This is a genomic window from Candidatus Nealsonbacteria bacterium CG07_land_8_20_14_0_80_39_13 (assembly GCA_002779355.1).
Lineage (GTDB): Bacteria > Patescibacteriota > Minisyncoccia > Minisyncoccales.
In genome coordinates this window covers 1-23,665 of record PEWS01000025.1, presented here as the reverse complement: position 1 = coordinate 23,665, position 23,665 = coordinate 1, and the positions used below count along the sequence as shown (strand labels likewise).

Annotated in this window: 35 protein-coding genes and 1 tRNA gene; 34 read left to right on the top strand and 2 right to left on the bottom strand. The window is 38.8% G+C overall.

What is annotated here, in order from left to right:
• The 7 genes from COS96_01835 to COS96_01805 form a co-directional block, all read left to right on the top strand.
• The coding region (locus COS96_01835; GenBank protein ID PIU43944.1) for a hypothetical protein at positions 1-1,396 on the top strand (1,396 nt) is incomplete at its 5' end.
• Positions 1,397-1,684: 288 nt separating this feature from the next.
• Positions 1,685-2,134, top strand: a complete 450-nt coding sequence (locus COS96_01830; protein PIU43943.1) for a hypothetical protein — start codon at positions 1,685-1,687, stop codon at positions 2,132-2,134.
• Positions 2,135-2,248: 114 nt separating this feature from the next.
• The gene (locus COS96_01825; protein ID PIU43942.1) at positions 2,249-3,436 is read left to right on the top strand and encodes an FMN-binding glutamate synthase family protein; all 1,188 of its coding nucleotides are present in this window, start codon (positions 2,249-2,251) and stop codon (positions 3,434-3,436) included.
• 33 nt (positions 3,437-3,469) lie between these two features.
• Positions 3,470-3,673 (top strand): hypothetical protein, encoded by a 204-nt coding sequence (locus COS96_01820; protein PIU43941.1) that lies wholly within the window; start codon positions 3,470-3,472, stop codon positions 3,671-3,673.
• A 202-nt stretch (positions 3,674-3,875) separates the two neighbouring features.
• On the top strand, positions 3,876-4,883 hold the full coding sequence (locus tag COS96_01815; protein ID PIU43940.1) for an MBL fold metallo-hydrolase: 1,008 nt from the start codon (positions 3,876-3,878) through the stop codon (positions 4,881-4,883).
• Positions 4,884-4,897: 14 nt separating this feature from the next.
• Entirely contained in the window at positions 4,898-5,962 is a 1,065-nt protein-coding gene (locus tag COS96_01810; GenBank protein ID PIU43939.1) for a hypothetical protein, read from the top strand.
• Between the two features lie 346 nt (positions 5,963-6,308).
• Positions 6,309-6,677, top strand: a complete 369-nt coding sequence (locus COS96_01805; GenBank protein PIU43938.1) for a hypothetical protein — start codon at positions 6,309-6,311, stop codon at positions 6,675-6,677.
• Between the two features lie 294 nt (positions 6,678-6,971).
• Here COS96_01805 and COS96_01800 read toward each other — a convergent pair.
• Together COS96_01800 and COS96_01795 are read right to left on the bottom strand one after the other, a co-directional pair.
• Positions 6,972-7,042, bottom strand: a tRNA-Pro gene (locus COS96_01800).
• Between the two features lie 23 nt (positions 7,043-7,065).
• On the bottom strand, positions 7,066-7,248 hold the full coding sequence (locus COS96_01795; GenBank protein PIU43937.1) for a hypothetical protein: 183 nt from the start codon (positions 7,246-7,248) through the stop codon (positions 7,066-7,068).
• Between the two features lie 259 nt (positions 7,249-7,507).
• Between COS96_01795 and COS96_01790 the strand changes: the two genes are divergently transcribed.
• The 27 genes from COS96_01790 to COS96_01660 form a co-directional block, all read left to right on the top strand.
• The gene (locus tag COS96_01790; protein ID PIU43936.1) at positions 7,508-8,167 is read left to right on the top strand and encodes a site-2 protease family protein; all 660 of its coding nucleotides are present in this window, start codon (positions 7,508-7,510) and stop codon (positions 8,165-8,167) included.
• A gap of 47 nt (positions 8,168-8,214) precedes the next feature.
• Positions 8,215-8,646, top strand: coding sequence for a 30S ribosomal protein S12 (locus COS96_01785; protein ID PIU43935.1), 432 nt, complete (start codon positions 8,215-8,217; stop codon positions 8,644-8,646).
• A gap of 2 nt (positions 8,647-8,648) precedes the next feature.
• Positions 8,649-9,113: a 30S ribosomal protein S7 gene (locus COS96_01780; GenBank protein PIU43934.1), complete on the top strand. Its 465-nt coding sequence runs from the start codon at positions 8,649-8,651 to the stop codon at positions 9,111-9,113.
• Positions 9,114-9,199: 86 nt separating this feature from the next.
• A complete protein-coding gene (locus tag COS96_01775) occupies positions 9,200-9,703 on the top strand; it encodes a hypothetical protein (GenBank protein ID PIU43933.1) in 504 nt (167 codons plus the stop codon).
• Positions 9,704-9,774: 71 nt separating this feature from the next.
• The gene (gene fusA / locus COS96_01770; protein PIU43932.1) at positions 9,775-11,880 is read left to right on the top strand and encodes an elongation factor G; all 2,106 of its coding nucleotides are present in this window, start codon (positions 9,775-9,777) and stop codon (positions 11,878-11,880) included.
• A gap of 160 nt (positions 11,881-12,040) precedes the next feature.
• On the top strand, positions 12,041-13,240 hold the full coding sequence (gene tuf / locus COS96_01765; GenBank protein ID PIU43931.1) for an elongation factor Tu: 1,200 nt from the start codon (positions 12,041-12,043) through the stop codon (positions 13,238-13,240).
• Between the two features lie 10 nt (positions 13,241-13,250).
• Positions 13,251-13,595, top strand: a complete 345-nt coding sequence (locus COS96_01760; protein PIU43930.1) for a 30S ribosomal protein S10 — start codon at positions 13,251-13,253, stop codon at positions 13,593-13,595.
• Positions 13,596-13,730: 135 nt separating this feature from the next.
• Positions 13,731-14,333 (top strand): 50S ribosomal protein L3, encoded by a 603-nt coding sequence (locus COS96_01755; protein PIU43929.1) that lies wholly within the window; start codon positions 13,731-13,733, stop codon positions 14,331-14,333.
• 10 nt (positions 14,334-14,343) lie between these two features.
• On the top strand, positions 14,344-15,042 hold the full coding sequence (locus COS96_01750) for a 50S ribosomal protein L4 (GenBank protein ID PIU43928.1): 699 nt from the start codon (positions 14,344-14,346) through the stop codon (positions 15,040-15,042).
• Between the two features lie 14 nt (positions 15,043-15,056).
• Complete coding sequence (locus tag COS96_01745; protein PIU43947.1) at positions 15,057-15,434, top strand: 50S ribosomal protein L23; 378 nt, start codon at positions 15,057-15,059, stop codon at positions 15,432-15,434.
• Between the two features lie 20 nt (positions 15,435-15,454).
• Positions 15,455-16,252 (top strand): 50S ribosomal protein L2, encoded by a 798-nt coding sequence (locus tag COS96_01740; protein PIU43927.1) that lies wholly within the window; start codon positions 15,455-15,457, stop codon positions 16,250-16,252.
• A gap of 12 nt (positions 16,253-16,264) precedes the next feature.
• Entirely contained in the window at positions 16,265-16,594 is a 330-nt protein-coding gene (locus COS96_01735) for a 30S ribosomal protein S19 (protein ID PIU43926.1), read from the top strand.
• Between the two features lie 7 nt (positions 16,595-16,601).
• Positions 16,602-17,120 (top strand): 50S ribosomal protein L22, encoded by a 519-nt coding sequence (locus COS96_01730; protein ID PIU43925.1) that lies wholly within the window; start codon positions 16,602-16,604, stop codon positions 17,118-17,120.
• 5 nt (positions 17,121-17,125) lie between these two features.
• Positions 17,126-17,782: a 30S ribosomal protein S3 gene (locus tag COS96_01725; protein PIU43924.1), complete on the top strand. Its 657-nt coding sequence runs from the start codon at positions 17,126-17,128 to the stop codon at positions 17,780-17,782.
• Between the two features lie 11 nt (positions 17,783-17,793).
• The gene (locus tag COS96_01720) at positions 17,794-18,198 is read left to right on the top strand and encodes a 50S ribosomal protein L16 (protein ID PIU43946.1); all 405 of its coding nucleotides are present in this window, start codon (positions 17,794-17,796) and stop codon (positions 18,196-18,198) included.
• A gap of 6 nt (positions 18,199-18,204) precedes the next feature.
• Entirely contained in the window at positions 18,205-18,390 is a 186-nt protein-coding gene (rpmC, locus tag COS96_01715) for a 50S ribosomal protein L29 (protein ID PIU43923.1), read from the top strand.
• Positions 18,387-18,617: a 30S ribosomal protein S17 gene (gene rpsQ / locus COS96_01710; GenBank protein ID PIU43922.1), complete on the top strand. Its 231-nt coding sequence runs from the start codon at positions 18,387-18,389 to the stop codon at positions 18,615-18,617. The genes rpmC and rpsQ overlap by 4 nt, the downstream gene beginning before the upstream one ends.
• 10 nt (positions 18,618-18,627) lie before the next feature.
• On the top strand, positions 18,628-18,999 hold the full coding sequence (locus COS96_01705) for a 50S ribosomal protein L14 (GenBank protein ID PIU43921.1): 372 nt from the start codon (positions 18,628-18,630) through the stop codon (positions 18,997-18,999).
• A 12-nt stretch (positions 19,000-19,011) separates the two neighbouring features.
• Complete coding sequence (locus COS96_01700; protein PIU43920.1) at positions 19,012-19,341, top strand: 50S ribosomal protein L24; 330 nt, start codon at positions 19,012-19,014, stop codon at positions 19,339-19,341.
• Positions 19,342-19,354: 13 nt separating this feature from the next.
• The gene (locus tag COS96_01695; GenBank protein ID PIU43919.1) at positions 19,355-19,912 is read left to right on the top strand and encodes a 50S ribosomal protein L5; all 558 of its coding nucleotides are present in this window, start codon (positions 19,355-19,357) and stop codon (positions 19,910-19,912) included.
• Positions 19,913-19,914: 2 nt separating this feature from the next.
• The gene (locus COS96_01690) at positions 19,915-20,100 is read left to right on the top strand and encodes a type Z 30S ribosomal protein S14 (GenBank protein ID PIU43918.1); all 186 of its coding nucleotides are present in this window, start codon (positions 19,915-19,917) and stop codon (positions 20,098-20,100) included.
• On the top strand, positions 20,094-20,501 hold the full coding sequence (locus tag COS96_01685; GenBank protein PIU43917.1) for a 30S ribosomal protein S8: 408 nt from the start codon (positions 20,094-20,096) through the stop codon (positions 20,499-20,501). Before COS96_01690 ends, COS96_01685 begins: the two co-directional genes overlap by 7 nt.
• A gap of 15 nt (positions 20,502-20,516) precedes the next feature.
• Positions 20,517-21,068: a 50S ribosomal protein L6 gene (locus COS96_01680; GenBank protein PIU43916.1), complete on the top strand. Its 552-nt coding sequence runs from the start codon at positions 20,517-20,519 to the stop codon at positions 21,066-21,068.
• Positions 21,069-21,073: 5 nt separating this feature from the next.
• Positions 21,074-21,442 (top strand): 50S ribosomal protein L18, encoded by a 369-nt coding sequence (locus COS96_01675; protein PIU43915.1) that lies wholly within the window; start codon positions 21,074-21,076, stop codon positions 21,440-21,442.
• A 4-nt stretch (positions 21,443-21,446) separates the two neighbouring features.
• Positions 21,447-22,025 carry a 30S ribosomal protein S5 gene (locus COS96_01670; GenBank protein ID PIU43914.1) on the top strand — a complete coding sequence of 193 codons (579 nt, stop codon included), beginning with the start codon at positions 21,447-21,449 and terminating at the stop codon, positions 22,023-22,025.
• A gap of 1 nt (position 22,026) precedes the next feature.
• Positions 22,027-22,470 carry a 50S ribosomal protein L15 gene (gene rplO / locus COS96_01665; GenBank protein PIU43945.1) on the top strand — a complete coding sequence of 148 codons (444 nt, stop codon included), beginning with the start codon at positions 22,027-22,029 and terminating at the stop codon, positions 22,468-22,470.
• 3 nt (positions 22,471-22,473) lie between these two features.
• Positions 22,474-23,665 (top strand): preprotein translocase subunit SecY (locus COS96_01660; GenBank protein PIU43913.1); only part of this gene is annotated, 1,192 nt, incomplete at its 3' end.

The window sequence follows — 23,665 nt, the reverse complement described above, 5'->3', positions numbered from 1 at the left end:
ATTTTCAGGAGAAAAATTTTTAAAAGGAAAATACAACGATATCCCTGTGAACAAAGAGAATCCTGTCAGTCAGGAAGAAAGAATCGCTGAGTTTCTTAAGGTTATTGAGCAGACACACGGATATCACAAAGATCCGAAAGTTTTTGAACGCCTCAAGAAATCCTATCATAGGGAATATGTCATCAAGCCCGAAGATGTCCCGGAAAGTTATTTTGAGAATCAACAGAGATTGGCCCGCGAACGAGGACATGGAGACATTGAAATTACCGAGGAGTTAAGAAAGCAGGCGATAGAAGTTATTGTCAGAGATCAAGAGTCAACTTTTGACAATTGGGTTGATTATCTTTGCTCTTCGGACGCCCCTTACCCGACCTGGGCAAAGTATTGGGTTTTTAGAAGCATATTGAATCTTTCTACTTTTGACAAGGAGAAGAAAGCCTTTGCCAAGAGAAGAAAGGACACGGTAGCTCCGTTTCCTGATTTGGACAGAGAAGCTTTGTCTTGCGTAATGGACATCATTGTTAAAAAGGTAGGGAGAGAAGAGATTTCAGGAGAGAGAGAAAATGCTGAATTGCAGAAAATCATTCAGGGTGAAAACTTCGGCAAACTTTACGCTTACGCTATTGAAAAAGTCACTCCGGCCGAACAAAATGAATTACTTACAACTGAAGGACAATGGGTTAAATATTGTCAAAATCCTGGAGAAGAAACTTTAAAGCGTTTAGTAGGTTCATTACAGGGGCACGGCACAGGCTGGTGCACGGCAGGAGAGGAAACAGCAAGAGCTCAACTTAAAGGAGGTGAATTTTATGTTTATTATTCCAATGACAAAGACGGCAAACCGACCGTTCCTCGGGTAGCCATCAGGATGGAAAATGGAAAAATAGCTGAAGTGTGGGGAATCGCGCCCGAGCAGAATCTTGATCCCTACATCAATGATGTCGTTAAGGAGAAGTTAGAGGAATTTCCTGACAAGAAAGATTACGAAAAGAAAATTTCCGATATGAAGCGATTAACAGAGGTAGACAGAAAGACGAAAGAGAAGGAAGAGCTTACAGAAGAAGATCTGAGATTTCTTTACGAATTGGATGAAAAAATTAAAGGATTCGGTTACGAGAAGGATCCGAGGATTGAAGAAATACTTGCGGACAGAGACATCAAATCCGACCTTGCTGAAGTAACAGGATATTCTAAAGAGGAAATCAGCACGACGAGGGAAGAGTTTTTGAAAGGCGGATCTAAATTTCATTACAGCGACCTTGATCTTAGCGGACTTAAATCAGCAGAAGGACTTGTTTTGCCCGAAACAATGAATGGCAACCTTTATCTTAGTGGTCTTAAATCAGCAGAAAAAGAAAAAATAAGAAAAAAATATCCTCAACTAAAAATTGTTTAACAAGAGTCTCATCGGCATCTTCAGCCTCCCGCTTTAAAACGAGGTTGTCATTGTGAATAGGCTTAGTTGACATTTCTCACAGGGGTGAATAATGTCAACTCCCTTATTTATTTTATTAAAAATTTTGATTAACAAGGTTGGTTGTAAAATTACGAAAAATATTTAACAGGTGTTCTTGTCTTGTGATATTATCTGGCATAGAAATTGTCTTTAACAAGGAAATATCCAGATTAAAAAAGTTAAAGTTACAGATAAAATTAAAAAATTTAAAAATATTAAAAATTAAAGATGAAAAAGGCAGAAAAACATAAAGGTACAAAATATAAAGGTAAGGAAATAACGATAATAAGCGAACGTGATGATGGCATTGATAAATTTGACGTTTATTTTTTTAATTCTTCGGAGGAAGGGGTGTTTCCCAAAATTCCCCACAGCGGAGTTCCCTCGCTAAAGGGTTTTCTTAGCATCAAGGACGCTCTGAGGGCCGGAAAGAAGGAAATTGACAAACATCAACTTGAATTCGTGAAAGAGGTGAGTCGTTACAATATCCACGTTTACAGTCCTTGGAGTGAATCTAGAGGAAAAGGTGATGGTAGATGGGGATATTGCGTCGAAATCAATGATGAAATAACATTTAAAGGGCTTGGCTTTGATTCTCGCGAAAAGGCCATTGAATTTGCCGAGAAAGCTATTGAATCTGCGAATGAAAAATCAGTTAGCAAGCAAGGGAAGGCGTAGGGGGGGGATTTTCTCTCCTTTTTTATTTTGGATTTTGAAATGAAATGGGTTTTGTGCTACAATTTCAAATACTTAATAGTCGTTGCTTAATACTAACTAATTAATACTAAAAATATGGCAAATGAATGGGTTAAACAAGTTAAGGACAGAACCGAAAAGGTTCCTGTCTCCGGCGGCCGGACCGATAAGCTCGGCAAAATAAGTTTTGACGATTTGGTTTTCGTTCCGGCTCAATTAACAAAAAGGCCGGTGGATTATTTTAGAGACAAAATAAACGCTAAGACAATTGTTGGGAAAAAGAGCAAAAGACCATTGGAAATTGAAACGCCGATTATTTTCGGCGGAATGTCTTTCGGCGCTTTGAGCCGTGAGGCCAAAAACGCCATGGCTAAGGCCTCAACCATGGTCGGAGCGCTGAAAAGCACAGGAGAGGGGGGAATGCTTCCTGAAAGCAGAATATTGGCTAAAAAATTGATAGTAGAATACAGCACCGGCCGTTTTGGAATCACAGAAGAGGTTTTGAAACAGGCAGATGTCCTTAAAATAAAAATAGGCCAAGGAGCCAAGCCCGGACAAGGAGGACTTTTGGCTAAAGAAAAAGTGACTGATGAGATCGCTGAAATAAGAATGGTTGAAAAAGGCAAAGATGTTCATTCCGCTCCTTATCATTCAGACATTAACAGTATTGAGGATTTGAAGAAAAAAGTTGACTGGATGAGAGAGCTTTCAGGCGGAGTGCCGATTGTTATAAAGCTGGGAGCCGGCGACGTGGAAAATGATGTAAAATTGGCTGTCCAAGCAGGGCCGGATGTTATTGCTATAGACGGAATAGAAGGAGGAACAGGCGCCGCGCCGGAAATCATGCTTAATGATTTCGGCATCCCGGCTTTAGCTGCTTTAAGAATAGCCAGAAAAACTTTGGATAATTTAGGCGCGGAACAGGAATTATGGATCGGCGGAGGATTGAGCAAGGGAGCTGATTTCGCTAAGGCTTTGGCGATGGGAGCTGACGCAGTCTTTATTGGCATGCCTTTATTGGTGGCGATGGGTTGCGCTTATTGCAAAATGTGTTATTTTGGAAAGTGTCCCAAAGGAATAGCCACTCAAGACCAGGAATTGAGAAAGAACTTGAATGTTGATGAAGCAGCTCAAAAAATAGCCAATTACATTAAGAACTGCACTGAAGAAATAAAGATGGTAGCCGGGGCCTGTGGGAAAGACGATGTCTATAAATTAGATAGAAATGATTTGAGGGCATTGACCTCGGATATTTCAAAAATTAGCGGAATAGATTTAGTCTGATGATAATTAATAATTAAAATTAATTAAAAAAATATGTCAAAAAAATACATAATAGATGAAGATAAATGCGTTTCTTGCGGAGCTTGCGTCTCTACTGGTGGAACTGAATTTGAAAACGATAAGGAAAAATCGGGATATGGGAAGGCAAAAGTAGTCAACAATGAATTATTGGAACAGAGCGGAGGAAAAGACATTTGTCCTGTTGGGGCAATTAAAGAGGTTGAAGAGGAGAAGTAATTAAGGTAGAATAAAGATGTTAAGAATTCTAACCAAAAGGTCGATCGTTTCTAAAAGCACATACAAAGTAAAACACAACTAAATATATGGAAGCATACTGTGTAAAATGTAAAGCTAAAAGAGAAATGAAAGACGCAAAAGAAGTTGATATGAAAGGCAAAGGAGGGATGAAGAGATCAGCGATGACAGGCGTCTGCCCAAAATGCGGAACAAAGATGTTCAGAATTATGGGCGCGAAAAAGTAAATCGCAGAAGTAAATTGCAGAAAAAGAATATTCTTTTCACAAAAACCGCCGAAAGGCGGTTTTTGTCATCTTGTGGTAATATGGAAATTATGAAAGAAGGTTCAAGGAAAATTATTTTGGGAATTTTTGGTTTTTTGATTTTTGTCGATGCCTTGGCCTGGCTGGCGGTTTGGGATTTGAGCAGACCTCAATTATTTGAAGTTGATTTTTTTGATGTCGGACAAGGAGATAGCATTTTTATTGAAACGCCCGGCAATCAACAAATCTTAATTGACGGAGGTCCGGATTCAACTGTTTTGGAAAAATTGGGAAAGGAGATGCCTTTTTGGGACAGGACCATTGATTTGGTTATTTTGACTCACCCCGATTACGACCATTTAGACGGATTAATTGAGGTTTTAAAATCATACAGGGTGGAAAAGATTTTGTGGACAGGCGTGGCGTCCGATAAGAAAAGAGGGGAATATGACGATTGGCTGAAGGCTCTGAGAAAAGAAAAAGCGGAAGTTTTCATCGCTCAAGCCGGACAATCAATCAGCGCCGGCGATGTTCCGATGGAAGTTTTAAGCCCCTTGGAGAATCTTCAAGGACAGGAGTTGGCTAATTTTAATAACAGTTCCGTTGTTATCAAAGCGGTTTTCGGCCAAAATTCATTTCTTTTTACTGGCGATATCAGCAAGACGGCTGAAAAGAAAATTATCGGAAGCGGGGCAGATGTGAAGGCAAATGTTTTGAAGATTGCTCATCACGGAAGCAATAGTTCAACATCGGAAGAGTTGCTTACAGCTGTCTCTCCGGAAACAGCTGTTATTTCGGTTGGAGCTGGAAATACTTACGGTCATCCCAGTCAAGGGACTTTGGATATCTTAAATAAATATGGTATAAGAGTTTTAAGAACAGACCAACAGGGCGACATTAAAATTATTTCTGACGGAAATAATTTTAAAATTATCAATTCTCAATAACCAATTTTCAAATTATGGATTTTCCAATATTTAAAACAAAAATAGAAGGTTTGGATAAGAAGTTTAACTTAACTGACTCTGAAGAGAGGAAGCTTTATTTTGAAGCCAAAGCAGGTCCGGAAATAAAAAAATTAAGGGATTATCTTGAGAAAAATACCTTCATCGTTTACCTTATGGGTAAAAAAAGTTCCGGTAAGGGAACTTATTCTAAAATGTTCGCCGAGCTCATAGCCCCTGACAAGATAGAGCATCTTTCCATAGGCGATATCATAAGAACATTGGACTCAAAACTGAAAGATGAAAATCAGAAAAAAGAATTGGTGGAATTTTTGAGAAATAACTACCGGGGATTTTTACCCTTGGAAGAAATAATTTCTTCTTTGGAAACCAGAAGCACCAAGAAATTGCTGTCCACGGAATTAATATTGACTTTGGTAAAAGAGGAAATCAGCAAGAAGCCGAAGAGAACCCTTTTCATAGACGGTTTTCCGAGGGATCTTGACCAAATTTCTTATTCTTTGTTTTTCAGGGACTTGATCGGATACAGGGATGACAAAGACGTTTTTGTTCTTATTGACGTTCCGGGGATAGTAATAGACGAGAGAATCAAATGGAGAAGAATTTGTCCCGTCTGTCAGACTTCAAGGAATTTAAAACTGTTGGTTACTTCTAAAATAGGATATGACGAAGAAAAAAAAGAATTTTATTTAATGTGCGATAATCCCGCCTGCAATGGCGCGGTAATGGTTCAAAAAGAAGGAGATGAGTTGGGGATAGAGCCGATAAGGGAGAGGCTGGAAAAGGACGAGGCTTTAATGAAACAGGCTCTTTCTTTGTACGGCGCGCCAAAAGTTTTTTTAAGAAATTGCGTTCCTGTTGATAAAGCGGAGGAAAACACCGATGCTTACGAGCTTACTCCGGAATATGTCTGCGAGGTAAAGGAGGGGACTAAGGAAATAAGCGTTAAGGAAAGGCCTTGGGTAGTCAAGGACGAAGAAGGAATCGATTCTTACAGTCTGATGCCGCCTCCGGTCGTTGTTTCCATGATTAAACAGCTGGTAAAAGCGCTGGATCTCTAATTTGAAAAAAAGTTATTTTAATTTATAATCAATATGGTTCTGCTCGGTAAATTTTTTATTACAAACTTTTTCTTCGGGAGCCGGATATGATTTCAGCCCTTGGGCTGGAACTTGGGCACCCACATGGAATTTATTTTTAGAATTATTTACTCAAGCAGGACCCTAACAAAAAATCGTTCCGAATTATCAGAACGATTTTTTGTTTGAAGAAAATTTGACAAAATTTAAGCGATTTGGTTTACTTAACGTGATCTGAAGGAGGACCTTAAAAATTAAAAACAAAAGAAAATCAGGCCCGAATGGCTTTCAGATAATCTATTTTAAAAAAAACGAAAAAATCAAAAAAATGAAAAAAGGTGAAGACATCAGAGAGGTACCGGAACCATCAGAGAAATTAGTGCGTAAAATTAAAGAAGAAATAGAGAGATTGGGGAGGGCCATGGAAAAGGAAGATATTGTGCGTATTCTCAAGGAATACGAAAGAGATAGGATGAAAAAACGGAGAGAAGAGGATTTATTCGGTGATTTAGAGGGTATGGAGGCGGAATCAGGTCTTGCTACGAATATTAGGAATGCGCGCCATTTGGCTTGCAGTATTCGAGAGCATATTGACCCGGGACACATTAATTCTTGCGATGATCTGCTTCAAATACTGGAACACGAAATTGAAATGGTTAAAAAATGGGTTAAGATTGAAAAGGCGTCGCGAAGTTAATCAAATAGCTGGGGAATTTAATTCTTCAGTTTTTTTATTTATGCAGTTTCCGCAGTTTACAATGCCTGTTTATGATGGATGTGGACGATGGACTGATGATGGATGCAATGATGGATGTAATGATGGATGTCGGACATCTACGGAATTGGAAAATAAAAATTAATTGAGGGTCAAGAATCGTCTATGTTGACGTCTGACGTCAACATACATTTGAGCAGGACCATCACAAAAAAATCGTTCCGAATTATCAGAACGATTTTTTGTTTGGATTGATCGGATGTTTTTGTTGAAGTGTCGGGCTACCCGGATTTGAACCGGGGTCTTACCCACCCCAAGGGCAAATACTACCATTATACTATAGCCCGCCGAGATTTTAGCGGGTTAAAAATTATTTTGGGCGACCCATTGATTTAATGCATTTGGCGCAGGCCATTATTCTTTTTCCGCCAAATTCTTTGAATTTTTTATCGCTTATTCCGGCAGGAACAAAAACCCTTTGTAAATTAGGGTATTTTCTTGTCTTCGGGGCCGGGTTATATTTACCCCTAAGCTTGTTCATATGTCCGACCATCGTTGAACTTTTTTCGCAGATAACGCATTGTTTAGCCATGTTCCTTCGCTTCGCTCAGTCAAATGTAAAATGCAAAACGAAAAATGCAAAATAACAATTAAATAGAGCGAAAATTTAGATTATTTTAATTACCTTTTTGATGTTATCATATGTTTTGTTTTTTGTAAATTTTTTGTTATACTTAAATTTACAAATTGATATTTTTTTAAATTTTTAGCTGTTGTTTTTAATTTTTCATTTTTAATTTTTAGCTTCTAATATGTTTGAATGGTTATTTTTTGTTGCGATTTTAATATTCTCAATCGTCATCCACGAGGTTTCTCATGGCTTAATGGCTTATCAGCTTGGCGATACTACAGCTAAAAACGCCGGCCGTCTTACGCTAAATCCCATAAGCCACATAGATCCGATCGGCTCCATTCTGGTTCCCTTACTATTGGTTATCACCAAGAGCCCTTTTCTTTTTGGCTGGGCCAAGCCGGTTCCGGTCAATCCTTTTAACTTCAAAGACCAAAAATGGGGAGATTTAAAAGTTTCTTTCGCCGGACCGGGCTCAAATTTATTGATCGCTTTATTTTTTGGCTTGATTTTACGGTTTTTCCCGGACATAGCCGGCCAGTCTCCTGCTCTTGCTTCAATGTTCGCCGGGATTGTTTTCATCAATGTTCTTTTGGCGATATTTAATTTGATTCCCGTTCCTCCTTTGGACGGTTCGCATATTCTTTTCAGCCTTCTGCCTGTTTCCATGAATAACGTCAAAGACTTTTTACAGAGAAACGGATTGATTATTTCTTTATTGTTTTTTTACCTTATTTTTGTCGGGATAATTCCTTTGTTCAGCGCGACTTTTTTTATCTTTAGTCTCATTGCCGGTCAAGGGGCAACCGCTTCCCTCGACAACTTCCTCCAGATAATTTGACATTCAAAAATTTATTTGATAACTTTATCTGTAAGCATTTAAAATTTATGCCGACGATTAATCAACTGACAAAAAAACCAAGAAAAAAATCCAAGGAGAAAGATGAGACTCCTGCTTTGGCTTTCGGATTTAATCCTTTGAAGAATCGTCCGGTGAGCGGCTTCTCTTCTTTTAAGAGAGGCGTTTGTCTTAAGGTTTTTACGGTTACTCCGAAGAAACCGAACTCGGCCTTGAGAAAAGTTGCCAGAATAAGACTTACGAATGGAATGGAGGTTACCGCCTATATTCCCGGAGTCGGGCATAATCTTCAAGAGCACTCGATGGTTTTGATAAGGGGCGGAAGAGTAAAAGATCTGCCGGGAGTGAGGTATCACATAATAAGAGGCAAATTGGACACATCAGGAGTTGAAGGAAGAAAGCAGAGCCGTTCAAAATACGGCGCTAAGATTGATAAAAAAACAGCTAAAGCCAAGAAATAGATATGAAGAAGATTAAAAAACATATTGTATTGCCTGACTCTATTTATAACAATGCTGATGTCAGCAAGTTTATAAACAACATAATGAAGGAAGGGAAAAAGACGATTGCCAAGAAAATAGTTTATGACAGCTTTGACATCATAAAGGAAAAAACAAAAAAAGAGCCGGTTGAAATTTTTGAAAAAGCGCTGGAAAACGCTTCTCCTTTGCTTGAGGTTAAATCTCAAAGAGTCGGAGGAGCGACTTATCAGGTTCCTAGAGAAGTGAGGAGGGAGAGAAAATTAACCTTGTCCATCCGCTGGATAATCGGCGCGGCCAGGTCAAAGAAGGGAAAACCAACGAGAGAAAAACTGGCTGAAGAATTGATTAACGCCGCCAATAATACTGGCGTGGCCATAAAGAAAAAAGAGGATATGCACAGAACAGCCGAGGCTAACAGAGCTTTCGCTCATTTCGGCCGTCGCTAATACCAAAAATTGATAATTTAGAGTTCGAAACTTAAGTTTTATAGTTTAAAAATAATCAATCTAAAAAATAAGTCAATCTAAAAATTATGTCTATTTTTGGGAGAATTGAGAATATTATTAATCCAAAGCCAGTGGAAGTGGAGAAAGGGAAAAATCCGGAAGAAGAAATAAAAATTAATCCTGACATAAAGGAGATAAAAGATCAGGAAGGTACAATTTTTAGGATAGGCGATTCGTTGGTTGATAAGAGTCTTTATAATAGCGGGAAGTGTGGAATTGGGTTAACTATTGTTGGTTTTAAAAATTTCCAAACGGTTGTCACTAAAACATCTGGCGGAGATGGCAGCTTAGGTCTCTCTTCAATAGAGAATTTTTTAAAAACCGGATTTAAGATACCAGAAGCACGTAATTTTCAAGAGCTGTATGTGGCTATTATTCAAAAAGGAACAATTCCAGGCACGCAAAAATTTTATACGCCAGGGGAGTTAATAGAGGCCATTGGGCTTGTCAGGAAGGGAAGGGTAGACATAAATACGATAACAAGGACAGAAGGATTGAGAGACAAAGTCCTAGAATTGCTTCAACAATAGTTGAATATAAATATTTTTAAAATTAAGTCATTGAAGATTTATTAGAAATTAGAAATTGATAATTGTAATTTATGGCGAGAGAGTATCCAATAGAACGTTATAGAGACATCGGCATTATTGCCCACATTGACGCCGGGAAAACAACGGTTTCCGAGCGTATTTTGTTTTTCACCGGAATTTCCCATAAAATCGGCGAAGTCCACGAAGGCGCGGCGATAATGGATTGGATGGACCAAGAAAGGGAAAGAGGGATTACCATTACTTCCGCCGCCACGACCTGTTTTTGGAACCCGACTTATTTGGAACATGCCAAGGAAAATAAATACAGAATAAATCTTATTGACACTCCCGGCCACATTGATTTCACAGCTGAAGTCCAAAGGTCTTTAAGGGTTTTGGACGGGGGAGTGGTTGTTTTTGACGGAGTAGCCGGCGTTGAATCACAATCGGAGACAGTTTGGCGCCAAGCTGACAAATATAACGTTCCGAGAATATGTTTTATAAATAAAATAGACAGGGTCGGAGCTGATTTTGAAAAGAGCTTAATTTCGATTTGGAACAAGCTGACTCCTAACGCCGTGGCCATGCAATTACCTCTGGGAGCTGAAGAAAATATGGGGGGGGTCATTGATTTATTGAAAATGAAAGCTTTCAGATTTGAAGGCGAATCAGGCAAGGATATAAAAATATCAGACATCCCTCAAGATTTATTGGAAAAAGCAAAAGAGTGGCGGGGAAAAATGGTTGAAAAGATTGCCGGAGAAGACGATGTTTTATTGGAGAAATACTTGGGACAGAAAGAAATTTCAGAAGAAGAGTTGAGAGCGTCTTTAAGGAGGGCGGTAATCAGTTGTAAACTCGTTCCTGTTTTTTGCGGTTCGGCTCTTAAAAATAAAGGAGTCCATCTTCTGCTTGACGCAATTTGCGATTATCTCCCCAGTCCGGTTGACCTTCCTCCGGTTAAAGGCCTTGAGCCTAAAACAAGAGAGGAAATAGAGAGGAAAGCTTCAGATGCGGAACCGTTCAGCGCTTTGGCTTTTAAAATCGCCACTGACCCTTTTGTAGGAACGCTCACTTTCTTCAGAGTTTATTCAGGCTCTCTCCAAAAGGGTTCTTATGTTTTGAATACGGAAACAGGAGAAAAAGAAAGAATCGGCAGAATTTTGCGGATGCACGCCAATAACAGGGAAGAGGTTGATGAACTTTTTACAGGGGATATAGCTGCCACAGTCGGACTTAAAAATACATTTACCGGGCACACATTGTGCGCAGAAGAATCGCCGGTTATTCTTGAAGAGATTATTTTCCCTGAACCGGTTATTTCTATTAGGGTTGAACCGAAGAGCAAGGCTGACAGGGAGAAAATGGGAGCGGCTTTGAAAAAACTTTCTGATGAAGACCCGACCTTCAGGGTGAAGGGCGATCCTGAAACAGGAGAAACAATTATTTCCGGCATGGGAGAGCTTCACCTTGATATTATTTGCGACAGAATGAAAAGAGAATTTAAAGTGGAAGCGTCCATCGGCAGGCCTCAAGTAGCTTATAGGGAAACAATCAGAACAACAGCAGAAGCGCAAGGTAAATATATCCGTCAATCAGGAGGAAAGGGGCAATATGGAGATGTTTGGTTGAGATTGTCGCCTAAAGAAACAGGCAAGGGATTTGAATTCATAAATGAAATTAAAGGAGGTTCTATTCCGAGGGAATATTTCCCGGCGGTTGAAAAAGGAGTTAAGGAGGCAATGGACAAGGGAGTCGTTGCCAACTATCCGATGGTAGACGTGGAAGTGGCTTTATATGACGGATCTTTCCATGAAGTTGATTCTTCTGAAATAGCTTTTAAAATCGCTTCTTCTATGGCTTTCAGCGAAGCGGCCAGGAGAGCCGGGGCTTTCTTATTGGAGCCGATTATGAAATTGGAAGTAGTTGTTCCGGCAGAACATTTCGGCGATGTTATCGGCGATTTGTCTGCGAGGAGAGGCAGGATTGATGAAACTAAAGACAGATTGAATATGAAAGTTATTGACATAAAAGTTCCTTTGGCGGAAATGTTCGGCTATGCCACTAATTTGAGGAGTCTGACTGAAGGCAGGGGAACATTCACTATGGAATTTGATTCTTATCAGGAAGTTCCCGGAAATATCGCTCAAGAAATAATAGAAGGCCGACGCAAATAACATGGTTAATGATGGCTGAAAGCGCTTTGACAAATCCACAACTAAGGGGCTATTGACTTGTTCAAATAGATTTGCTTAAATGAATAATATTGGAAAATTAAAAACATAAAAAATTAAAAAAAATAAAAAAAATAAAAAAAATAATTAATAAATAAAATCTATGGCAGAAAAAGCAAAATTTGAGAGAAGTAAACCTCATCTTAACATCGGTACAATCGGCCACGTTGACCACGGCAAGACAACACTTACCGCGGCTATTCTTCATTGTTTAAAATTGAAGGGTTTTCCGACAACGGAAAAGTCCGTTGATCAAATTGACTTTGCGCCTGAAGAAAAACAGAGAGGAATTACCATTAATATTACCCACCTTGAATACGAAACGGAGAAAAGACACTATGCTCACATTGATTGTCCGGGACACGCTGACTATATCAAGAATATGATTACCGGAGCCGCTCAAATGGACGGAGGTATTTTGGTTGTTGCCGCTACTGACGGCCCTATGCCTCAAACAAGAGAGCACATTCTTTTAGCCGGTCAGGTTGGTTTGCCGGCCTTAGTTGTTTTCTTAAACAAAGTTGACCAGGTTGATGACCCTGAAATGGTTGATTTAGTTGAAGGGGAGATAAGAGACCTTTTAAAGAAATATAACTTCCCTGGAGACCAAATTCCGATCATAAGGGGTTCAGCTTTAAAAGCTTTACAAGCCACTTCCGTTGATGATGAAGCGGTCAAGCCGATTTTAGAATTAATGAGCAAGGTAGATGAATACATTTCTGAGCCAATAAGGGACATAGAAAAACCGTTCTTGATGGCTGTAGAAGATGTTTTCTCAATTGAGGGAAGAGGAACAGTTGCCACAGGCAGAATTGAAAGGGGAATAGTTAATTCCGGAGACGAAGTTGAAATCGTCGGAATAAAAGACACAAAGAAAACAGTAGCTATTTCCGTGGAAATGTTTAATAAAATTCTTGACCAGGGAAGAGCCGGAGACAACGTCGGCATCCTTTTAAGAGGTCTTAAAAAAGAGGACATTGAAAGAGGACAAGTTTTGGCGAAACCGGGCACGATTACTCCTCATACTGAATTCAGCACAGATGTTTATGTTTTAAGCAAGGAAGAAGGCGGTCGCCACACTCCTTTCTTCAAGGGATACAAGCCTCAATTTTATTTCAGAACTACTGATGTTACAGGAGACGTTGAATTGCCGGAGGGAACAGAAATGGTAATGCCCGGAGATACCGTAAAAGTAAATGTTAAATTGATTGCTCCTATCGCTATGGAAGAAAAACAGAAATTCGCCATCAGGGAAGGAGGAAAAACTGTCGGAGCCGGGGTTGTGACAAAAATCATTAAGTAATACATTTAAAATGACCGTTAAGAAGAAGGCAAATACAGCTATCAAAGAAGAGGTAAAACCGAGAATCAGGATTAAATTACGCGGTTATGACCACAAGGTGATTGACAATTCCGTCAAGCAGATTATTGATACTGTTTTGCGCTATGGCGCTGAAATTTCCGGACCGATTCCTTTACCGACTGAAATAGACAAGCAAACCGTCAACAGATCAACTTTTGTCCATAAGGATGCAAGAGAGCAATTTGAAATAAGACTCCACAAGAGATTAATAGATATTTTGAGTCCGAATCCGAAGGTTATTGACGCTTTGTCAACGTTGAATTTGCCGGCAGGAGTGTTTATTGACATAAAGTAGGTTTATAATATATAAGTTGTAAAACTGTGAATCAGTTTGCAAACTGTAAAAAAATTTGCTTTAATCAAATTTTACAAGTGCAAACTAGTCTGCTGAAAAGCTGGGCTAGCGCCCAGTTTTTCTTTAAATATAAATATGAAATTCATTTTAGGAGAAAAAGTAGGAATGACCAGGGTTTTCAATGATAACAGGAAGTATGTTCCGGTGACTTTGGTTTCAGCCGGCCCTTGTAAGGTTTTGCAAGTCAAGACAAATGATAAGGACGGATATGAATCAGTTCAACTCGGATTTAAAAAAATAGAAAAGAAGAAAAACATTAAAATGACAATGAAGGGGAAGGAGTTTAAAAATATAAAGGAATTCAAGCGCCTTTCTCCGGAGAATAAGGCCGGGGACGATATAAGTGTAGCTGTTTTTAAAGAAGGAGAAATGGTGAATGTTTCAGGAATTTCCAAAGGAAAGGGTTTTCAGGGAGGAGTTAAAAGACACGGTTTTGCCGGAAGGAATGCTACCCATGGAGTGAAGCATGAACAGAGAACAATAGGTTCAACCGGATGCAGGTTTCCTCAAAGGGTTATTAAGGGAAGGAGGATGCCCGGGAGAATGGGATATGAAAGAATTACTGTTAAGAATTTGGAAATTATGAAGATTGATGCGGAAAATAATTTATTAGTTCTGAAAGGAGCTGTCCCGGGGAGAAAAGGAACATTGTTGGAAATTATAAATTCCAAATTATAAATTCTAAATTATGGTAATGTTTGTTGTCAAAAATAAAAAAGGAGAAGAAACAGGAAGAACAGAATTGCCTTCTGCTATTTTCGGGGTGAAGATGAATAATGATTTGGTTTACCAGGTCGCTGTCTCCCAAATGGCAAATAAAAGACAGGTTTCAGCTCATACTAAAGACAGGGGAGATGTAAGCGGTGGAGGAAAGAAGCCTTGGAGACAGAAAGGAACAGGAAGGGCGAGGGTAGGTTCTAATCGTTCACCGATATGGATAGGAGGAGGAGTGACTTTCGGCCCGACCAATGAAAGGGTCTTTAAGAAGAAATTGAATAAAAAGATGAAAAGAAAAGCTCTTTTTATGGTTTTGTCTTCTAGGGTAGAAAACAACTCCTTGATCTTATTAGATGTTTTGGAGTCGGAAAATGCGAAAACCAAGGAAATGGCCACTCTTATTAAAAATGTAAAAAATGAAACGAGCAAAGAAGTAGTAAAGGAAACTGCAGGAGCTGAGACTAAGAAAAAAGCAAGAAAAGGATGGAAGGAGAGCATTTTAATCGTTTTGCCTAAAATGGAAAAGAAGATTATTATGGCTTCCAGAAATATCGCCAAAGTTAAAACAATCCAAGCGGAAGATTTAAACTGCCTTGACGCGCTTAATTCCAAATATATAATTATGCCGGAATCAGCGGTAAATGTAATTAAAGAAACCTTCACAAGGTAAAATGTATGGCGATAATGGATGTTTTTAAAAAGAAAACCGATGAAGAGGTTATTAAAGAAGAGGCCGATAAGCCTCGCGATGTTGCGCCGAAACAAAAAGGAAAAGAACATGAAAATACCTATAAAATTTTGAAATCTCCTCATGTTACGGAGAAAGCAACGGATTTAGCCAATAAGAACATGTATGTTTTTAATGTTTACAAGACTGCTAATAAAAATGAGATTAAAAAAGCGATAGAATCTGTTTATGGCGTGAACGTTTTGAACGTAAGGGTTATTAATGTCCCAAGAAGCAAGACGCGCTTAGGCAAAAGCATGGGATGGGTTAGCGGTTATAAAAAAGCGATTGTAAAAATAAAAGAAGGCCAAGAAATTGAGGCGCTACCCAGATAATTACAAATTACAAATTTCAAATGAAAAGAATTAAAAAACCAAAAAAAATATTTTCAAATAAAGAGCCTAGAAAAAGCCTGCTTTTGGATGTGAAAAGAAAGGGTGGGAGAAATTTTAGCGGAAGGATTACCATTCGTCATCAGGGAGGAGGAGTGAAAAGGCTTTACAGGATTATAGATTTCGGGCAGGAAAAAATCGGAATGCCCGCCAAAATAGAAGCCATAGAATATGATCCTAATAGAACCGCATTTATCGCCTTAGCTGTATATGGAGACGGAGAAAAGAGATATGTTTTGGCTCCTGAAGGGATGAAAGCCGGAGATGAAATAACTTGCGAGGAAAAGGCGAAGATAAGTTTAGGAAACAGATTGATGTTGGAAAATATTCCTGTAGGGACAAATGTTTTTAACGTAGAACTTGAGCCCGGAAGAGGAGGATTAATCGTCAGATCAGCCGGGTCAATGGCTAAGGTTACGGCCAATGAAGGGAAATACGTTCTTTTAAAAATGCCCTCAAGTGAAATTAGAAGGGTTTTGGGGAAATGTTTTGCTTCCATCGGCCAAGTTTCTCATTTAAGCTGGAGATTTGAAGAAATTGGAAATGCGGGTAAGAGAAGAAGGCAGGGTTGGAGGCCGACTGTTAGAGGATCAGCTATGAATCCTTGCGACCATCCTCACGGAGGAGGAGAAGGACGCCAGCCGATCGGATTAAAATATCCGAAAACGCCTTGGGGCAAGCATGCTTTAGGGGTTAAGACCAGAAGAAATAAAAGGACGAATAATTTTATAGTTCAAAGGAGGAAGAAGAAGGAAAAATAAATAATCAAAAATATGTCAAGAAGTTTAAAAAAAGGACCTTTCGTTGACGAAAGGTTAACAAAGAAATTAAAAAACTTAAAAGCAGGAGGAAAAGAGATCGTTAAAACATGGTCTCGCTCTTGTACTATTACCCCGGAAATGATAAATTACACCTTCGGAGTCCATAACGGGAAGGATTTTATTCAGGTTCAAGTTAATGAAAATATGGTTGGCCACAAGCTGGGGGAATTTTCTCCAACAACTAAGTTTTCCAGGCATGGTGGAAGAATGCAGAAAGATCTGGAGAAGGGCGCGGAACAGAAAGGGTCTGAACAAGCAAAGGCAAAGGGCGCCAAAGCATAAAAATAATATGATGATTTCGGCAAAATTAAAACATTTAAGAATAGCTCCAAGAAAAATCAGACTGATAGCAGATCTGATAAGGGGAAAATCATTTGAGAATGCTCAAATAATTTTGAATTTTACAAATAAGAAAGGGGCGAGCAACCTGTTAAATCTTTTAAATCAGGCGGTCGCTAATGCCGAAAACAATTTTCAATTGGAAAAAAGTAATTTATGGATTTCAAAAATAATCGTTGATGAAGGCCCGAAGCTTAAGAGATGGCTCCCAAGAGCCAGAGGGAAGGCTGACCGATTGGAAAAGAAAACCTCTCACATAACAATGGTCTTGGATGAAATTAATAAAACAAAAGGCGGTAATATGAAGGAAGCAACCAAGAAAAATATTAAAGAAGAGGGCGGAAAGAAGGCTCTTTCAAAAAAAGAAAATTCTTCGGCCAAGAAATCAACCAAAGAAAGTATTTTTAAGGTCAAGAGAGCTGATATTAAGGCCGGAGCCAAAAAAGTATTCAGAAGAAAAGCGTTTTAAAAATTATGTCTCACAAAGTCAATCCAAAAACATTTAGAATAAAAGGCATAGAAGACTGGGATTCCAGGGGTTTTTACGGGGATAATTTCCCCCAATACTTGGAGGAAGATTTTAAGATTAGGGAATTTTTAGAGAAGAAGATAGGAACCTTAGGGGTGGAAAATATTGAAACAGAAAGATCATCAGGGAAGATAACAATTATTGTTTCCAGCGCCCGGCCGGGATTAATTATCGGCAGAGGCGGAGAGGGAATAGAGAAATTGAAAAATGAGATAACGGAAATGCTCTTTTCTTCAAAAAAGACTAAGGCAAATAAGAAGACTTTAAAATTAGAAATTAAAGAGGTTAAGGAACCATGGGCATCGGCCAGTTTGTCAGCTCAATGGGTGGTTCAACAGATTGAAAAAAGATTTCCTTTCAGGAAAGTTTTGAAACGGGCGATAGACAAGATTATGATGGTTAAGGAAGTTCAGGGAGTAAGAATTGATGTCTCGGGAAGATTAGGGGGCGCTGAAATTGCCCGCAGAGAATGGCTGAAGAAAGGACGGCTTCCTCGCCAGACAATCAGGGCGAATATAGATTATGCCTTGAAAGAAGCGCGTTGTACTTATGGGACAATTGGAGTAAAAGTTTGGATATATAAAGGAGAAAAATTTGAATAGATACTATGAGTATTTTAATGCCAAAAAAAGTTAAACACAGAAAGTGGAGAAAGGGAAGGAGTAAAGGGATAGAAAACAAAGGAACGGAAATTAATTTCGGCTCATTTGGATTGAAAAGTATGGGAACGTGCTGGATTACAGGTCGTCAGATAGAAGCTTCCAGAAGGGCCATCATCAGGTATTTTAAAAAAGGAGGAAGACTTTGGGTGAGGATTTTTCCAGCTAAACCGGTGACAAAGAAGGGAACAGAAGTGCCGATGGGAGGAGGAAAGGGAGCAGTTGACCATTATGCTTTTCCAATCAGGCCGGGAAGAATTATTTTTGAGATGGGTGGTTCAAAAGAAGATATGGCCAGAGAAGCTTTTAAAATGGGGGCGATAAAGCTTCCGATTAAAACAAAATTTGTTAAGAAATAATATTGTATGAAAATCGCAGAATTACGCCAAAAAAATGAAACAGAAATAGCAAAGATGCTTAAGGACGACAGGGAGAAAATGCGCCAGTTGCGTTTTGATTTGGCGACCGGAAAAGTGAAAAATGTCCGGGAAGTGAGGAGAATAAGAAAGGAAATTGCCAGAATTTTAACTGTATTAAAAAAATCCATATGAAACACAAATTACAAGGAATAGTCTCTTCCGACAAAATGAAAAAAACAGTTGTCGTAAGCGTTGAAAGGATAATAGAGCATCCTAAATACAAAAAGAGATATTCTTCTCATAAAAAATATAAAGCCCATGACGAGAAAGGGGAGTATAAAATCGGCGATACGGTTGTTATTGAGGAGTGCCGACCATTAAGCAAGGACAAAAGATGGAAAGTGATCAAGAAAATATAATTTTCAAAATATGATTCAACCAAGAACAATGTTAACAGTCGCTGATAATTCAGGAGCTAAGATTCTCCAGTGCTTTAATATTTTGGGTGGAAGCAAAAGGCGCTATGCTCAATTGGGAGATATTATTGTCGGAACGATAAAGAAAGCTGAACCGAGAAAGAAAGCCAAAAAACATGAGGTGGTAAGGGCTGTTATCGTCAGGCAGAAGAAAGAGTTTTCCAGGGGAGACGGGTCATATATCAGATTTGACGATAATGCCTGTATAATCTTGGAGGGGAAGACAAAGGATCCGAAAGGAGGAAGAGTTTTCGGCCCCATAGCCAGGGAGGTAAGGGAAAAGGGCTTTGATGCGATAGTTGCTTTAGCCAAAGATATCATTTAAAAAAGTCAATCAATGAAAATCAAAAAAGAAGATATAGTTTTAATAATTTCAGGCAAGGATAAAAATAAGAGAGGCAAGGTCTTGAGGGTTTTCTCCGATGAAGGGAGGGTTTTGGTTGAAGGAATTAATTTGAGAAAAAAACATCAGAAACCGAGAAAAGCTAAGGAAAAGGGCCAGATTATGGAGATGCCGGCGCCTATTTCAGTTTCCAATATTAAAGTTGTCTGCCCTAAATGCGGCCAGGTGGCCAGGATTGGTTATAAAGAGAAAGTGAAAGAGGGCGACAAAAAAAGAGAAAAAAAGAAGAGCAGGATTTGCAAAAAATGTAAAATGGAAATATAAATATAAATACTATATGATTAATTTAAAGGAAAAATATAAAAAAGAAGCGATACCGACGATGATGAAGCAATTTGGCTATAAGAGCAAGATGGCTGTTCCTAAGATAGAGAAAGTTGTGGTAAATTGCGGTTTTGGGAGAATGGTTGCCGGAAAATCAGCCAGCGAACAAAAGAAAGTTTACGAAGCGATTTTGGCGGATTTAGCCTCAATATGCGGTCAGAAAGCATTTTTGACCGTAAGCAAGAAATCAATAGCTGCATTTAAAATAAGAAAAGGAATGATTTTGGGAGCGGCGGTTACTTTAAGAAAAGAAAAAATGATAAGTTTTCTGGAAAGGTTGCTCAATATAACCCTGCCGAGGTCAAGAGATTTTAGAGGTCTTGATGCGAAGAGTTTTGATAATAGTGGAAATTTAACAATTGGGATAAAGGAGCAGATTATTTTCCCTGAAATTTCTCCGGAAAATATAAAATTTTTCTTCGGACTGGAGGCTGTGATTGCCACATCGGCCAAGAAGAAGGAGGAGGGGGTAGCATTATTAAGATTATTAGGGTTCCCCATTAAGCAATAAATATGCCAAAAGATTCACAAATAGCAAAATCTAAAAAAAAGCCCAAGTTTTCAACCAGAATAGTCAGGCGCTGTTTTAAGTGCGGAAGAAAGAGAGGCTATATGAGAAAATTCGGATTATGCCGTATTTGCTTCAGAGAAATGGCAAACAAAGGATTAATCCCGGGCGTTAAAAAATCATCATGGTAATGAAAACTTTTTCTACAGATCCAATATCCGAGATGTTAACTAAGATAAGAAATGCTAGCGCTGTTTCTATTGAAGCAGTTGAGATTCCTTTTTCTAAATTAAAATATGAGATAGCCAAAATCTTAGAGAGGAAGAATTTTGTTGACAAAGTAAGACAGAAAAAAAGAAGAGAAGGTTCGGCTATTGAGATTATTTTGAAGTATGAGCAAAAGATTCCGGCCATATCAGGAATAAAGAGAATTTCTAAGCCGGGACAGAGAATATATCATAGGTATACCGAAATCAGAAGGGTAAAGGGCGGATATGGGATGGCAATTGTCTCAACGTCAAAAGGGCTGATAACTGATGAGGAGGCGAAAAAACAAAAGGTTGGCGGAGAGATAATCTGCGAAATATGGTAAAATAACTTTATAAATATGAGTCGTGTAGGGAAAAAACCAATTTTAATACCCCAAGGCGTAGAAATTAAAGTAGACGGGCAGAAGGTCGCTGTTAAGGGGCCTAAAGGCGAACTTTCTAAGGAAATTCGGCCTGAGATTAGGATTGAATTGTTGGAAAAAGAAATTTCTTTTTCAATGTGTTCCGACAGCAAGGAGACCCCGAAGTTTTGGGGATTAAGCCGGGCTTTAATCAATAATTTAGTTCAGGGAGTTACTAAGGGATTTGAAAAAAAACTTGAGATAGAAGGCATAGGCTATAAGGCTGTTCTTAAGGATGGGAAAAATATTGAACTGTCAGTTGGTTATAGCCATACTGTGCCGGTTATCGCGCCTGAAGGAATTAATTTTAGCGTAGAAAAAAACGTAATTACCGTTTCGGGCATAGACAAGGAAAAGGTTTTCCAATGCGCCGCCAATATAAGAAAAATCAAGCCACCGGAACCATATAAGGGAAAAGGGATAAAATATTCAGGAGAGGTTATCAGGAGAAAATCCGGCAAAAAAGTTGCCACAATGGAAAAAGCCTAAATAATATGAAAAAAGAAACAAAACAGGAAAAAAGAATAAAACGCCACAGGAGGGTCAGGGCCAAAATATCAGGAACAGGAGATGTTCCTCGACTTTGCGTTTTCAGATCTCATAATCACATATACGCTCAATTGATTGACGACGAAAAAGGGATTACCGTTTTAGATTCCAGCGACATGGGAAAGGAAACTAAAAAAAATCAGAAAGACGGAGCCGGAAAAGTAAAAAAAGCTTTTGAAGTCGGAAAAGAAATCGGCCAGGAGGCAATAAAAAATAAGATTCAAAAAGTTGTTTTTGATAGGGGCGGATATAAATATCATGGTCGGGTAAAGTCATTAGCCGAGGGAGCAAGAGAAGGAGGATTAAAATTTTAAAATTATGTTTGATAAAAGAAATTCACAAAGAGGCAATAGAGATAAAAAAGATGAGTTTGACTCAAAACTTTTGGAGTTGAAAAGAGTTTCTCACACCAGAGCAGGAGGAAAGAAGATGAGATTCAGAGCCAGCGTTGTGGTTGGAGACAAAAAGGGGAAAGTCGGGCTCGGCGTAGCCTCCGGATTAGATGTCCAAATTGCCGTAGAAAAAGCCACTCGCTTGGCCAAAAGGCATCTTTTGAATGTTATCATCAAAGACGGCACTATTCCTTGCGAGACAGAAGCAAAATTCGGTTCGGCTAAGGTCTTATTCAGGCCTCAATCAAAAGGAAGAGGCTTGGTTGTCGGCGGACCGGCAAGAGTAGTCTGTTCTTTAGCCGGGATAAAAGATATTTCTTCTAAAATTGTAGGAAGAGACAGGAATAAGTTGAATAATGCCGCTGCTGCCTTGAAAGCATTGGAAGCATTGAGTTTTTATTCTAATATTAAGAAAGAGACTGCTAAAAAAGAGGCTGTTAAAAAAGAAGTTGTAAAGGAAGAAGTAAAACAAGAAATTGTTCAGGAAATTGAAAAAGAAAAATAATATGCAATTACACGAACTAAAACCAAAACATAAAATTAAAGAAAGAAAGAGAGTCGGCCGAGGAGGAAGAAAAGGCTCTTATTCCGGAAAGGGAATAAAGGGGCAGAGTTCAAGATCTGGTCGCAGATTTGAGCCGGTTATCAGGTCTCTTATTAAGAGGTATCCTAAATTAAGAGGATACAGATTTAAGGGAATGCCGGATAATATAGCTGTTTTAAATCTTTCGGCATTGAAGGGTAAATTTGAGGCGTCTGAAATTGTTAATCCGCAAGCATTGCTGGAAAAAAGAATAGTCAGTCGGATAAACGGGAAAACCCCGAAAGTTAAAATTTTAGGCAAGGGAGACTTGACTAAGCCTTTAAATTTTGAAGGATGCGATTTTTCAAAAAGCGTAAAGGAAAAAATAGAAAAATCCGGCGGTAAAATAAAAGAAAAAATAAAATAAAATATGTTGTTTCAAAAAATTGCCCAGATCTTTAAGCTGAAAGACCTTAGGAATAAAATAATTTTTATTTTGGCTGTCTTTGCCTTATTCAGATTGATGGCTAATATTCCGGTTCCCGGAGTCAATGCCGAGAATTTAAAGAATTTTTTTGACCAATTCCAGATGTTCGGTCTTATGAACTTATTTACCGGAGGGGCTTTGGATAACCTTTCTTTGGTTATGCTTGGGTTAGGTCCTTACATTACCGCTGTTATTATCTTCCAGATTTTAACAATGATTTTCCCCGGGTTGAAGCAGCTTTACAAGGAGGAGGGGGAAGCCGGAAGGCAGAAATTCAATCAGTATTGTAGGATAGCTACAGTTCCTTTGGCTACGCTTCAGGCTTACGGAATGCTTATGCTACTTCAAAGCCAAGGCGCTATCTCAAGCCTTGATATGGCGACATTTCTGGCCTCAATTCTCGTTATTACAGCCGGTTCATTATTTTTAATGTGGCTGGGCGAGATACTTTCGGAAAAAGGAATCGGTAATGGAGTTTCTTTATTGATTTTTGCCGGTATTATCGCTTCTTTTCCGAACAACGTTTTTCAATTGGCGGCAGGCTGGAGCGCTTCTAATGTCCCTTCTTATTTGCTTTTCTTTGTAATGTCTTTATTCATTATTTTCGGAGTTGTTCTGGTTAATGAAGCCAGAAGAAATATACCTGTTTCTTACGCTAAAAGAGTCAGGGGAATGAAAATGTACGGCGGGAATTCAACTTATCTTCCTTTAAGCGTTAATCCGGCCGGAGTTATTCCTATTATCTTTGCTATTTCAATTATGCTTTTTCCAAGCATGATAGCTAATTTTTTTGGAGGTATGGGAGGGGCAGTTGGTGAAACCGCTAAGGGCGTTGCCATTTTCTTTCAGAATCCATGGGTCTATGGTTCTATGTATTTCATTTTAGTTGTTTTATTCACTTACTTTTACACGGCTGTAACTTTTGATCCTAAAAATATAGCTGAAAATTTACAGAAAGGCGGAGGATTTATCCCAGGCATCAGGCCCGGCGCCTCAACAGCCACTTTTATATATTATATTCTAAACAGAGTTTTGCTTTTTGGCGCCATATTCTTGGGCCTTATAGCTATTATGCCATCCATTGTGGCGGCGATCACAGGGGTTAAAGTTTTCAGCTTTTTAATCGGAGGAACAT